We start from the raw sequence: 13,611 nt of genomic DNA, 5'->3' as shown, positions 1-13,611 counted from the left end.
TGGGCGTGTATTGCGCGCTGAGTTGCACTCACACCCCTGCCAAACCAGCCCCCCTGATACGCGGCAACACCTGTTCAAGCCGGGAGCCAAGTCAGCCCCCGGCTTATCGTTGCAAGTGTGTCGGGATAACGCAGAGAACCCTGCGCAAGATGGCGCTGCTCACTAAAAGACCCTCCAGGTCGCCCCTTCCGGTCGACCGCGATGCGATCTGCAGCACTATTCGCCCTGCAGATCGCCCGCCTTCACTCAGTGATCTTGTCGAAGTTACGGTAGAACAAGTCGCTGTCACGGCTATCGGTCATCGAGTGCAGCCAGTAGCTGCGATTGAGCCGTGCACCGCCGTCCCGGGTCAGCGGCGACCAGACGATATTGGCCCGACGCATGGTCGACATGCTCATCAATTCGTCGAAAGGAATAGAGATGTAGATACCCTTGTCGAAACTGCCTTCGCCGTATTCCGCTTTTGTCGCGGTGGTGAGCGTGGCCCATGCACCGAATCGCACACCATTGCGGAACTCCCGCGACAGGTCGATCGTCGCGCCCCAATCCCGCGCCAGGTAACGGCCGACACTGACGGCTGCCTGGGTATCGAAAGGCAAGTCGGTATAGCCGGTGATGTGGCCGGTCACGGTCGAGTAATCACGCAGGCCAAAGCCCTGATTGAACTCGCGTTGACGCACGTAGTTCAGGTCTGCACCCACCGACCAACGCTGGCCTGCCGGACGGAACAGCACTTCACCGCCAACCCCGGCAAACATCGACTCCAGATAGCCGCCGTAGACCATGCCATATAGGTCCCTGTCCAATTGCTCGGCGTGGTTGAGCTGGAACGTGGGCATGGTGACGTCAGAGGTCGTCAGGTACTTGCGCAGGTCGGTCCGCACCCGGGGCAAACCACTTGGAGCGTCGTAGGTAAAGTTGTCGTAGTTGTTCACCAGGTTGGCGCTGAGCAGGCCGCTCCACCAGGTATTGCGCGTGAAACGATATTCGGCGTCCGCATCGGCACTCAGCTGATAGAGCAAACCGTCAGGGCCACCGACGTTCTGTTTGTAGCCCAGCCCGAAGCCATAGTTGAAGGGATCGCGCGCAGCAGTATAGAGCGTGGTCTCGGTGTGCGGCATCGCCCCGTTGACCTCAGTGGTGCGGTGCAAGGTTTGCAGCGGCTCCTCATTGTTGACCACTTCGCGAAAGGTCTCGCGCGGTACGCTGGTTTCTTCAAGCGGCATGTCATAACGCTTGTTCACCAGGGTAAACCAGTCGATATCGTCGTTGACGCTGTTGTCCAGAATCCGGCTGGCCCGGCCGACCGCTTTGGCCGAATCGAAATAGTTCGTCTGCTCGCCGTACACAAATAACTCGGGGCCGCGCTGAGTGATGCGCTCGACTTTATAGCCGGCATTTTTCTGCAAGCGCTGGGACACGTTGGCCCAGTTGACCTGATCCGGTGGAGTGGCGGGTGCTTGTGTCGGCAGACGCTCCGCTGGCGGATCGTAAGTCTTGGCCGGTGCCTTGCGGCTGACGAAGTTGGTGTGCAGGGTGATGCCGAACATCGCGGTATTGCCGCGCTCCCAACCCGCGCTGAGATCGACCGAATCGGTCAGTTTGAACACGGCGCCGATGTTGATGGGCGAATCTTGCTTGATGGCGTTGTCTTTCGGCTCGTTTTTGTAGTCGTTGCCTTCGTATTCGAGCTTCAGGCTGAGCGGGTCCCAAGGTGTCTGGTAGGTCACGCCGCCGAACAATGAAGGTCGCCCACGGAAATAGGCATTGGTGTTGACGTCACCGGTGCCCTCGCCGTCCGGCCGGGTCTTGAAGCGATCAGCCGCCCAACCCAACGGGTTGTCGAAATCGCCTCGATTGCCGATGTATCCCCAGGCAATACCCGCGCTGAAATCAAAGTCGTCATAGCGTTTGTTAGCGACCAGGAATTCGCTGGAGAACAGCCCGGTCCCCCCGATGTCCCGAAAACCCAGGGCCAGTTCAGGTGCCCAGTGGCTTTCTTGCCACAGGCGGACCTTGAGGTCCACGGCCTTGTCCTTGTAACTCTGGTCGCCACTCAACGATTCGGGGCCATACCGGCGGTTAGTGATCGCGGTATAGCGAAACGAACCTTCCAGCCATTCAAATGGCTGCAATGAAACGCTGTAACGGGTATAGGGGTCGGTTCGACTGGCATTCACACTCAGCTCGCCGGCCGGTGCCATTCGGGCCGTCGGCGTTTGCATCAAGCCGACGCCGCCGAAATCATTTTGAGTCAATCGCGGCTCTGCGTGAGCCAAACCACACGGCAACAACAGCACTGCAGCAAAACGTAAATTCAAGGAACCACCTCAGCCAGTTGCGTGGCAAGAAATTCGGCCAACTGCTGATTCAGTTCAGGTATAGGCGGATTAAGATCATCGGTTTTGACAGGGACCAGGATTTTGCTGCCCGCTGCTGGCACCTGCCCGCTTTCGCGATTCCACGGCGCAATGCCGACACGGCGGGTGACGCCATCGGGCTGAACGATCCAGAGGTAATCGGCTTCGGCATCGGCCAGCAGTGAACACCCTTGCAGGTAATCCCGCGCTTCTTGCAGCGGGCTATAGGTGAGCCGGCACGGTTCGGCGACAGCGCCCAGCACCTCAACCACATCGGAACGCATCGGGTAAACCAGGCTGTCGCCGTCATCGAGGCGGAAGTTGCGAGCGAACCCGACCTCTACCGCGATCGGATCCAGCACTGCCAATTCGCGCCCGGTAACCGGCATGCGGCTGACTTGCTCGTACAACCGCAACGCCAATGCCGCCCGGCTGGGCCGATCGAACAGCAATGCGGTGCGTTGCAGCACCTTCAAGTCGAACAGGACCCCCGCCTTGAGTCGGGTCTGATCCTCATGCAATGGTTGTCGCAGCCAGGCGGCCGCCAGCCAGTAGCTTTCAGGGTTGGGTTGCGCCAAACGCATCACGTCCAGCACGCGCCCCCCGGGTTGCAGCTCGACCGGCCCCGGATTGTGCACATCGCCGCTGACGTTGACTGCTGCATTCACGACACCGGAGATCAACAACAGGCACGTCCATAACACCTTGGGAAACTTCAACGGACAGCCCTGCGCTCAGAGGTCAACTGCACGATCTTCACCCTGAGTTGCCCTGTCAGTTGCTGTTCACTCTGGAGGATGAAACCGTTATCCGGATCGACCCAATAATGATTGGTCGCGCGCAGGCCAATAGCCGGTGCTTCTATCTGCTCATCGACACGCAGCACGGCGTATTCCTTGTCCAGGATCCTGAGGGTTTCCATGGGTTTTCGAGTGAAGCGACTGCTCACGGCAACACCGACTTCGTAACCTCGATAGAGATCGATCCAGCGCTGGCTGGTGTATCCGTCGGGCAGTCGGTGAAGGCCTTGCTTAAACGGCGATAGCGCTTCGATACGGGTCCCGTCCAGGTCACCTTCAAAGCCCAGGCCGACAGTGCGAACCGCCAACCCGTCGCGCAGCAACAGCACCTGCTTGCCGGACGCGACCCAGTACTGCAAATCGCCTCGCTCACGCACCATCGCCAACACCCCTTCGCCGGAAGGGGTCGTCAGCTTGAGTTGCGGATACTGAACTTCGGCCACTTGCGCCGGGGTCAATTCCAGATCGTCAGGCCCGGTGACCACGGCTTTGAAGTTCGCCAAGGTGGCCTTCATCAGCGGATTACATCCACACAACAGCAAGGCCGCCATCAAGCAGACGCTAACTTTCAACGTTCTCACAGTGGGACCAGACCTTATCTGCTGTTGGCTTCACTTAAGTTGTTTTGTGCCGCCGCGCCCATACCGAGAATCGAGGCCGATGGCACCAATTGACTGATGAAGCGGTTCCAGCGGGTGACGTTGGCAGGGCCCACGTAAACAATGTCCTGGGGACGAACATCGAAGTGAGTGGCGAGCGCCATGGCCGAAGGCGATTCGGCTAGCAGTTGATAGATTTTGGCGGGTTCTACATCGAGGTTTTCCACGCCCCGGATGACGTACACAGCGTTGCCGTTCGAAGTAGTCTGGTTCAACCCCCCTACCGAGCCAATGACGTCGGAAAGATTCATGGTGCGGGTCTTGAACGTCAATGCACGCGGCTGATTGACCTCGCCCATCACGTAGATCTTCTTGCTGTCGTTGTACGGCAGATACAACTGATCGCCACCTCTGAGATAGACCTTCTGCAACTCGGCATTCTGTTGATTGAGCGCGTCGAGATTCAGCGGATAAACCCGCCCGTTTCGCGTCAACAGCAACCCGGACAAGTCCGCATTCAGCGGATCGACACCGGCCGAACCCAAGGCTTCAACCACGTTGAGCGGGTTGGTGGAAATCGCTTGAGGGCCTGCTCTCAATACGGCGCCCGACACCACCACTTTCTGACTGGCAAAGCGCAACACCGCGACATCCACTTGCGGGTCCGAGATGAAGGTCGACAACTTCTCGGCAATATCGGATCGCAGTTGCTGGATGGTCTTTCCGGCGGCCTGGACTTCTTTGATGTAGGGGTAATAAAGCGTGCCATCGGACCGAACAAGACGGCCGTTTGCATCGATCTGCTGTTGCGCGCCAGAAGGTGCGGTCAGCTCGGGGTGATCCCAAACCGTGATGTACAAGACATCGTTGTTGCCAATGCGGTATTCGTCGGGCGTGGTCAACAATTCCGGGGGCAATGACTCACGTACCTGAGTGGCCCTGTCCATGGCGATGAGCTTGGGGGTGATCGGAATAAGCTCAACCCGACTGTTTTCGCTGGCGCCTTCGCGAGTGATATCGCTGGTGCTCATATGTTGACCTGGCGAAAACATACAACCTTGCAAAGCAATACTTGCCAGCATTAAAAAAGGAACACTACGAATCATAATGGCACTACGCTATTCAAGGGCAAACCCAAAACAAGATCGCCCAGTGTTAGCCGGGCAATCTTGTGTGACACCTGCGGTATTTATCAGTTTGTGCCGGTGGTACCGGTAGTGCCTGTAGTCCCGGTACTTCCGGTCGTTCCGCCATTGGAACTTCCGCCGCTGTTAGACGCTGCAACGGCACCTGCAACCAGCGCAGTGCTGGCCAGCGCCGCTTGTGCCGCCGTGACATCACCCAACACTTTTGTATCCAGCGAAAGAGGTGCTTCTACTGCGAAAGCCCCGCTGCTCATCATCGACAACACGGCAATTACCATCATCTTTTTCATATCAAACTCCTTCCTGCGTGTTCTTTATATCTACGGACTTGCGGGATGGGTTTCCAGTCAATTTTCCCGACCATAATTAACATCGAGTCCTGATATAACAGTTCAGCAGAAAAACCGGACGCTGACGGCCTGTTTAAAGCCTTACTCGAGGTAGCCCTTGGGATGGTTCGATTGCCAACGCCAAGTGTCCGTCATCATCTCCTGCAAGTTCCGCGTGGCCTTCCAGTCGAGCTCCTTCGCCGCCTTGGAAGGATCGGCCCAACACTTGGCGACATCGCCCGAGCGTCGCGGCATCACGCGATAAGGCACTGGACGCCCCGAAGCCTGCTCAAAGGCCCGCACTACCTCCAGAACGCTGTAACCGTCGCCCGTGCCCAGGTTCCAGATATTGATTCCGGTACGCGTCGAGATCGTCTGCAATGCCTTGAGGTGCCCGTCCGCCAGATCCACCACGTGGATGTAGTCGCGCACGCCGGTGCCATCGACGGTGGGGTAATCGTCACCAAATATCGACAACTCCTTGAGACTGCCGACGGCCACCTGGCTGATGTAAGGCACCAGGTTATTGGGAATCCCGCTGGGGTCTTCACCCATGTGGCCACTGGCGTGAGCGCCGATCGGGTTGAAGTAACGCAACAACGCGATGCTCCAGCGCGGCTCTGCCGCAAACAGATCCTGCAGCACGTTTTCGATGAACAGCTTGGATTGCCCGTAGGGATTGGTCGGCGTACCGGTAGGAAAATCTTCTCGAATCGGCATCTGCTCAGGCGCGCCGTACACCGTGGCCGATGAACTGAACACCAACCGGAACACGCCCGCCGCCGACATCGCCTGGCACAGCGTAATGCTCCCGCAAACATTGGCCTCGTAATACTCAAGCGGCTTGCGCACGCTCTCGCCTACGGCCTTGAGCCCGGCAAAATGCAGGACAGCATCAATGGAATGCTCCTGAAAAATCCGGTCCAGCAATGCTCGGTCGCACACATCCCCGCGAATCATTGACGCGGTTTTGCCGCAGATGGCTTCAATGGCGTGCAGGGACGCGTCAGAGCTGTTGCAAAGGTTGTCCAGCACAACCACGTCGAAGCCCGCCTCAAGCAGCGCAAGTGTAGTGTGAGAACCGATATAACCGGTTCCACCCGTTACCAGAATCTTCATAGAGCGGTCCATAGTGGGGTATTTAAGTGCTCAATGACAGGTGATGTTAAATGCGCACATCACCCATTGACGCCAAACACTTATTAGCACTTCAGAACAACCGACACTATTAACAGACACCGACTAAAATTAACTAAAAGGTATCAGTCCCGACAACTAATAACATTTACCCCACTCTACACCTGCTAATAATTGCCAATAAACCCCCACTCAGGTATTAAAGTACAACCTCCGTAATACTTCAAAACTCACAGCCCTACTCGATATTGTTTTCCGTGTGGCTGTGGAATGACTTTCCAGGATATATCTATGATTCGTAAATGCTTGTTCCCCGCCGCCGGTTATGGCACGCGCTTCTTGCCTGCTACTAAAGCCATGCCGAAGGAAATGCTGCCAATCGTCAACAAGCCTTTAATCCAGTACGCCGTTGAAGAGGCACGGGACGCCGGTCTGCAGCACATGGCAATTGTGACCGGCCGGGGCAAACGTGCGCTGGAAGACCATTTCGATATCAGCTATGAACTGGAACACCAGATTCGCGGCACCGAAAAGGAAAAGTTTCTGGCCGGCACCCGGGAGCTGATTGAAACGTGCACGTTCGCCTACACCCGTCAGGTCGAAATGAAAGGCCTGGGGCACGCGATTCTCAGCGGTCGTCCCTTGATCGGTGACGAACCGTTCGCCGTGGTGCTGGCGGATGACTTGTGCCTGAACCTGCAAGGTGACGGCGTACTGGCGCAGATGATCAAGCTCTACAAAAAATTCCGTTGCTCGATCGTGGCCATTCAAGAAGTGCCTCGAGATCAGACTCACAAATATGGCGTGATCGCCGGCGAGTTGATTTCCGAAGGGATCTACCGGGTCAACAGCATGGTCGAGAAGCCGGCACCCGAGGACGCACCGTCCAACCTGGCAATCATTGGCCGCTACATTCTGACCCCCGATATTTTTGATTTGATTGCCGACACCCAACCCGGCAAGGGCGGCGAAATCCAGATCACCGACGCACTGATGAAGCAGGCGCAAAATGGCTGCGTGCTGGCCTACAAGTTCGAAGGCCTGCGCTTTGATTGCGGCGGTGCAGAAGGCTATATCGACGCCACCAACTTTTGCTATGAGCAGCTGTATCTCAACGGTCTTTGACCCACTCACTCACTCAGGCAGGCCACTATGACCACTGCAAAACGCTCGGTAGACATCGAACAGAAAGCGGGCAACGTTGGGGTGATGGCCTGGCTGTCAAAAACCCCGTCGTTATCCTCCACTTCGGCGGCCTGGTTTGGCACAGCCTTGTTGGTTGAGCGCATCGGGGTGTTCCCCTCTTCGGGCGATATCCATCGCCCGGTCAGGGATCCTTTTGCACTCTTGAATCATCTGAAAAGTCTGTACGCCCACCAGGCCCTGGATATCGATGAACGCGACGGGCTTAAAGTGATTTTCAATGATTGGCGATTCCGGGTTCGCGTGCGCTATAGCGACCCGGCAATCGTCGTCAATATTGAAACGCGATGTGATCCTGACTTGATACCTGTGAAAACGGCAGAGCTGATGAGCCATCTGGAACGCTTTGAACGGTGAATGATTATTTCAAAGCAGAACCACACTGACCCGACGACTCACTGACACCTCCGACAATCAGGCGATACACATAATCGGCGATAAGCCGACCGCCCGAACCCGGGATGGGATGGATGTTGTCCGGGCCGATCATGGGCGTCGGCCCATCATTGGCGTAGCGCTTGAAGTCGGGACCAAAGGTGCACTGCAAACTCGAATACACGATGTGCTCCGAATGCGCCCAAGGCTCAAGCACCTGAGCGTACTCCGACATCGGATAGGCACTGGAGCGCGTTGTGTCCTGACGCAGGATTACGTTGATGCTCGCGGCCGGATGAACTTCGCGAATCATCCGCACCAACCCTTTCATGTTCTCCAGATAGTCCTGGGGCTTGACGCCAAACCCCTGGTCATTACCGCCTAACATGATCAGGTAAACGTCCGCCGGTATCTTGGAAACAACGGCCTTCCATTGGGTTTGCCATGGGCGGTCGTTTTTATAAAAGTCACCTGAGGCGGCGCCGGAAGCAGCGAGTTTGGAGACCCTGACGCCGCCCTGATTATTCGCCAGCCACAGACCAAACAACGTCGGCGCACCTTTCACCACTTCGAGCCTTAACGACCATTCATCATTGACGGGGACGCTAAGTTGCACTTCCTGAACACCTGAACCGGCCGTCGTCAAAGGATGCCAGGTATCTGAAGGCGTCCACCGATAGCGCATCTCACTGGTTTTGCCATTGCCCAGGTAGAGCAACTTGGCGTCGGTAATGGCTGTATTGATGGTTGCTGTTTCTTTGGAGTCTACTTCAAGAAAAGCACCGGCCTGCCCGGTCACGGTGCGGCTGTCCGGACTCGCCTGGCCAAGACTGGAAACGTCCCAATCCCCACCGAAGTAGTTCTTGCTGCCGCGGGTGTATTTGAAATTCGTACCGCCAAGCGCGGCACCGTGATTGAACCCGACGTAACCAGGCCCGGCGAAACCAAACTCTTTCGCCAGGTGCTGAGTGAGGGCATTGAGATAAAAGTCCTGCCCGGCGCTGTAACTGTCGCCTATCACCGAGATGGCCAGCACCTCCCCCGCTTTACCCTTAGCCATTGTGGAAAGCCGCTCGCGTGAACTTCTCACTTCGACAACCGGAGCAGGAACAGGGCGCACATCATCGACATCTACCATTGACTCATCCCTCTATCAGGAAGCCGGCTGAATAGGCACTCAGGATTGAGGCACCTTCAACCCGACCTCTGAAGTCTTTTTGCGGGTAACACGCTCGCCCAAAAACAGAACGGAAGTCAGGGTGAAACGGCTGAAAACGTTCGACAACAGCACAGGCCCCAACAATCCGCACAGCACGCCGCCTGCGACCAGAACGCTGTCGTCCGTGGCGCCCAAACGCCCCAAGGCAAACCGCGAACTGGCGGCAAACAGCACGTGAAAAAGGAAAATGGCGTAAGAATATCCACCCAGCCAGATCAGGGCTTTCGAACGCATGTCAGTCGACAGTAGCGCCACACAGGACATACAGCCAACAAGCAAACCGACAACGCTTCTACGATCGACAATGAGTTCGCGATCCACGGCGGCGACATACAGCAGCACAGCCGATATCAAGACGAACACGACCGGCCCGATCACTTTCAGCGATTGCTTTAAAGCGCTGACCTTTTCGTGGCAAATCATCCCCGTCACGAAAAATGGCAACAAATAGACCGCGCCATTGATGCCAAACGCATCAACCGGAAAAGCCGGCAACAAGAACACCAGCGCCGAAAACAAGAACAGCAGATACAGCCGCGTCGCCGTCTGCAACAGACCGCGCCACTGCAGAAAACCGACAAACACAAAGATGATGAAGACGGCCTGCAAAAACCAGAAATGGTTAACCGGTATGTAGAACGACAACAAGGCGTCGATTAACCCGACCTCCTTGTTAACGCCAGGCCCGACAACCTGCAGCACCGAAAACGGAATACCGACAAAAAACAACGGCACGATCAACCGTCTCACCTTGCCAACGCAGTAAGCGGAGAAGTCATTGCCTCTGATTTTGTATATCGAATAGATGTAGCCCGATATGAAGGTGAACAGCGGCATCCTGACGTACACCATCGAATCCGCCAACACCCGAAATGGTGATCCCAGGTCTATTTTCAGTCCGCCGCCCAACGGCCCTATCACGTGATAGAGCACCAGCAGCAGGCATGCCAGGCCTCTGAGCGTTTCTATTTCCAACGATTTTTTCTTGCTTTGCATAAACCACAAACCTCAGCGCAAGACGCTTGATTCAACCGACTCAGGCTTTTTTGAGCGCAACTGTAATCCCAGGCCCAGAAACAGCACCGGCACCACCATGGAGAAATGTCGGGCAAACGAGCCGAAGTCAGGCTCGAACAACCCCTGCACCAATAAAAAGGACAGTGGGATCGCAATCAGCTCTTTGACTTTCGGCTCGATGGTTGAGCCTTTGTAATGACTCGACGTCATCATTTTGAACATCAACAACGAGGTCATCATCATCAGGACGACGAAGATGATCTGGCCCAGACCGGAGAGCAGAATCAACTCCACCGGGAAAGACAGCCTGAAAAAGATGCTCATCGAGTCCACGGCCTGCGACACGAAGTCACCGCCGTTAATCCACGAAACGATCAATGACTTCGAGCCTTCTTCACCCAAGGTTCGCTGTTCATTGTTACTGGCGCGAATGGATGAAACCGAATAGCCGACCAGCAACTGAATGGCCGTCGCGATCACCAAATAGAACATGAACAACATCACGAAAAAGCTGAAACGCGACACATGCTTCTTCATTACGCACACGCCGACCCAGACCAGCGAAAACAATATCCAGTAGGGTCGGATCAGCACACCGTAAAACAGCGCAGAAAGAAAAAAGCCCGCGCGGTAACGCCTCGAAAAGGAGAAAAACAAAATGGCGATTACCGCCACCGAGACAATGATTTCCTTGGTCAGGTTATCGAGGAAAAACGACCTGACCACCCCCCACAGGCACAAGGTCAGGAAGATCGTTATCGGTATTCTTTTGAAGATGAAGATCGGGATAGAGGTCAGAAACAGGTTGCACAACATCCCGTAGGCCCACGCATTGGTCAGGTTGATACCGGTGGGACGCAGCAGGTAGGCGGAGCACTCATAGGAGGACCGGTCTGGTGAAAACGGATTCCAGAAATTGCAGTTGTCTGAACGAACGTATGACGTCCACAAGGTCATGGCATCGGGGCCAGGATCGCGGTGCATAAGCAGCGGCATCGCAATAGACAGAAAAAGACCACACAGCAGAATCAGCAATGAAATGGGCGAATCGAGTTTTCTTCCGCGAAACTCTATAGACGGTAGAGAGATGGCCATTACAAGGCCCCCTTCGACCGGGAAAACCTGGTCAGCAAAGCAATGACGGCCAACTGCACCGTGATCGAAAAGACATTGCCCCACGCCGCGCCATAAATTGAATAGTGCTTGATGAGCACATAGCTGACGGGCAGTGAAACCACTAAACAGATCGCCGCGCTGGCTAACGAAACCCGACTGTTCTTCGAGGCAATAAGACCGCCCCACACGATGTCGCCGACGGCGCGCAGGGCAAAAGAGAAAATCAGAATCGCTAAAATCCGGTTATCCGGACGCGGGACTGCTGCGTCCACGTAGTCGAGCAGGATGTTGAAGAAAGCATAAATCAGCACAGCCACTGCGCAGGAAACAATCAACGAGCGCAGCACCCATTGATTAACGAACAATTGCCGGACCGTCAGCGCCTGCTGGTTATTTTTATAACGTTTGGCGAGCACGGGAATGCCCACCACTGCAACAACGGCGTAGGACAGCGCTTGCAACGTATTGGCCGCAGACCAGGAATACACGTACTTGCCGAGGCTGGCATACGGTTCAATGTCCAGAATCAGAAATCGTTCAGCGTACTGACTTAATGCGATCAGCCCGCCTCCCAGATAAAAGGGCAACCCTGCCTTCCAGACCGAAACCGTGGTGACGGCACTGACGTCGCGGCCCTTATGAACGTTAACCACAATGAAGTAACCGGCCACGATGACCAACAGGTTGGTGGCCACCCACAACCAAAGCACACTGGCGATAGTGGACACTACGCCCGTCATCAGTCCGCCCACGGCAAAGAGCGCCCAGAGGCCGGTCTTGATGAAAAACAACAACGCCCCCCAGTTGGCCTTTTGTGCGGAAAAGACAAACGAGTTTATTTCGAAGGACAGATGCTCGGTGAGCAGCAACAGCGTGACGCAGGCGATCAACGCGGCACTCGCCTCAACATCGCTGAACAGTGAGTAGAGTGCGACCGTGACCACCGATAACAACAAACCAACGGCCAGGTACAGAATCAGTACCTTATCAACGACAAGCTTCGTACTGCCCCCCACGCAGATCAGCCGGTTGATTTCAGAACTGAACCCGACGCTGTAAAACTTGGAAGCGATCAATGAAGCGGCCACCACCACCCCGTAAAAACCCAATGCCTCATAACCCAGGTAATGCGTGATGGCCAACACCAGTAAAAACTTTGCGCCTAAAGCACCTCCGCGTAGCAACAGCCGAAATATCATCGAACGATCCCTTTGATGATCGTGTCCATATGCTCCGTTTTGGCTTCGATTTCTTTGCAGGTGTCCGTCAGTTTTTTACCGAATCTGGACAACGCGTTCGGGGCGTAAACCGTGTCAATGATCGTGTCGACATTGATGTCCCCGCCATTGATCACCCAATCTTCCACGCCCATATCCTGATAGGCGCCAAAACCTTTGCGTTCATAGCTGATATGAAACGCAGGCACGCCGGCGAGTAAAGACTCGATGGCTCCGTGCAGCCTTACGGAGATGACCAGGTCGGGCTGATACTTGGACAGGGTCGCCTTCAAGGGCAAGAGGTCCTCGGTAATGCCAAGTTCCCGATAGAACGCTCCGTCATCGTTGCCACGGACGGCGCTTTGAACAGCGCAGACCACTTTGCTTTTCGCCCTAAGTCTCTTCAAAAGAAGCTTCAAGTTGGCAACGTAGGCGATCTTTTTCTCTTTGCTCCATTCCGGCGGCTTGCGTAAAACCACACAGACCACGGCCGGCGATGACGCACAGCGGGTGAACTTGGGTTGCACCAGAATCTTTTTCGCCAACGCCTGGACCGCCAGGTCTGGCGCTCGATGAACATTTTCATTGGATTGGAAAATAGCCGACGACCTGTTGTCACGGACAAACACCGCATCGGCACTGGCATAGTGATTTACGATCGCGCTGCTCTCACCGTGGAACGGGCCGATACTTTGCGGCAGGTAAACCGACGGCACCTTGCTCAAGATCGCCGTTTCGAGCTGTTTGGCGTGACCCAGCTTCAGCTTGATGTGTTCAAAGGCGCTCTTTGACCGCATGTACCCACCGCCCACCCCGACGATCAGATCACTGGTGCTCAAGAGGTCGGCGAGTGGCGCGTAAGACTGTTTAAGGAAAACCGCTTCCTTCACGCGCCCCAGTCCTTTTGCCGCCATGACTGGCGCGTCATACCGCTTATAGGGAAGGTAACTGAATGATTGGGGGTCTGACGCAACGACATTGATTAACGTGTCGGCACCGAAGTTTCGCAGCACCAAGGCAATTGCCAAATCCACCAGGAGGCCATCACCGGAATTGGATGCACTGTAGCCATGCAAAATAGTTACGTTCATATC

13 protein-coding genes are annotated in these 13,611 nt (G+C 55.5%); 2 read left to right on the top strand and 11 right to left on the bottom strand.

All coding sequences use genetic code 11. The features are described 5' to 3' along the window. Positions 1–242: 242 nt before the first annotated feature. The 6 genes from ACA075_RS10785 to galE all read right to left on the bottom strand — a co-directional run bounded on the left by ACA075_RS10785 (position 243) and on the right by galE (position 6,352). Complete coding sequence (locus ACA075_RS10785; RefSeq protein ID WP_497298434.1) at positions 243–2,321, bottom strand: YjbH domain-containing protein; 2,079 nt, start codon at positions 2,319–2,321, stop codon at positions 243–245. Then, positions 2,318–3,079, bottom strand: coding sequence for a capsule biosynthesis GfcC family protein (locus ACA075_RS10780; RefSeq protein WP_497298433.1), 762 nt, complete (start codon positions 3,077–3,079; stop codon positions 2,318–2,320). Before ACA075_RS10780 ends, ACA075_RS10785 begins: the two co-directional genes overlap by 4 nt. Continuing rightward, positions 3,076–3,741, bottom strand: a complete 666-nt coding sequence (locus ACA075_RS10775) for a YjbF family lipoprotein (protein ID WP_497298432.1) — start codon at positions 3,739–3,741, stop codon at positions 3,076–3,078. Before ACA075_RS10775 ends, ACA075_RS10780 begins: the two co-directional genes overlap by 4 nt. 14 nt (positions 3,742–3,755) lie before the next feature. Then, entirely contained in the window at positions 3,756–4,865 is a 1,110-nt protein-coding gene (locus ACA075_RS10770; protein WP_497298431.1) for a polysaccharide biosynthesis/export family protein, read from the bottom strand. Positions 4,866–4,951: 86 nt separating this feature from the next. Further along, positions 4,952–5,194, bottom strand: a complete 243-nt coding sequence (locus tag ACA075_RS10765; protein ID WP_497298430.1) for a hypothetical protein — start codon at positions 5,192–5,194, stop codon at positions 4,952–4,954. A 141-nt stretch (positions 5,195–5,335) separates the two neighbouring features. Beyond that, entirely contained in the window at positions 5,336–6,352 is a 1,017-nt protein-coding gene (gene galE, locus ACA075_RS10760; RefSeq protein WP_497298429.1) for a UDP-glucose 4-epimerase GalE, read from the bottom strand. Between the two features lie 309 nt (positions 6,353–6,661). On the opposite strand from galE, the gene galU reads away from it, so the two are divergent. After that, positions 6,662–7,495: a UTP--glucose-1-phosphate uridylyltransferase GalU gene (gene galU / locus ACA075_RS10755; protein ID WP_090182155.1), complete on the top strand. Its 834-nt coding sequence runs from the start codon at positions 6,662–6,664 to the stop codon at positions 7,493–7,495. A 27-nt stretch (positions 7,496–7,522) separates the two neighbouring features. Further along, positions 7,523–7,930 carry a mannose-1-phosphate guanylyltransferase gene (locus ACA075_RS10750; RefSeq protein WP_497298428.1) on the top strand — a complete coding sequence of 136 codons (408 nt, stop codon included), beginning with the start codon at positions 7,523–7,525 and terminating at the stop codon, positions 7,928–7,930. Positions 7,931–7,934: 4 nt separating this feature from the next. Here the strand turns inward: ACA075_RS10750 and ACA075_RS10745 are convergent, their stop codons facing one another. Genes ACA075_RS10745 through ACA075_RS10725 form a run of 5 tightly spaced genes read right to left on the bottom strand, consistent with a single transcriptional unit; the run spans position 7,935 to position 13,608 of the window. Next, positions 7,935–9,086 (bottom strand): SGNH/GDSL hydrolase family protein, encoded by a 1,152-nt coding sequence (locus ACA075_RS10745; protein ID WP_497298427.1) that lies wholly within the window; start codon positions 9,084–9,086, stop codon positions 7,935–7,937. 39 nt (positions 9,087–9,125) lie between these two features. After that, positions 9,126–10,163: an acyltransferase family protein gene (locus ACA075_RS10740; protein WP_497298426.1), complete on the bottom strand. Its 1,038-nt coding sequence runs from the start codon at positions 10,161–10,163 to the stop codon at positions 9,126–9,128. A gap of 12 nt (positions 10,164–10,175) precedes the next feature. Next, entirely contained in the window at positions 10,176–11,279 is a 1,104-nt protein-coding gene (locus ACA075_RS10735) for a hypothetical protein (protein ID WP_497299230.1), read from the bottom strand. Next, entirely contained in the window at positions 11,279–12,499 is a 1,221-nt protein-coding gene (locus ACA075_RS10730) for an MATE family efflux transporter (RefSeq protein ID WP_497298425.1), read from the bottom strand. The genes ACA075_RS10735 and ACA075_RS10730 overlap by 1 nt, the downstream gene beginning before the upstream one ends. Continuing rightward, positions 12,496–13,608 (bottom strand): polysaccharide pyruvyl transferase family protein, encoded by a 1,113-nt coding sequence (locus ACA075_RS10725; RefSeq protein ID WP_497298423.1) that lies wholly within the window; start codon positions 13,606–13,608, stop codon positions 12,496–12,498. Before ACA075_RS10725 ends, ACA075_RS10730 begins: the two co-directional genes overlap by 4 nt. Positions 13,609–13,611: the final 3 nt, after the last annotated feature.

This window comes from Pseudomonas sp. LBUM1663, assembly GCF_059695905.1.
Note: the sequence above shows the minus strand (reverse complement) of the source record. Positions and strands in the feature narration are given on the sequence as shown.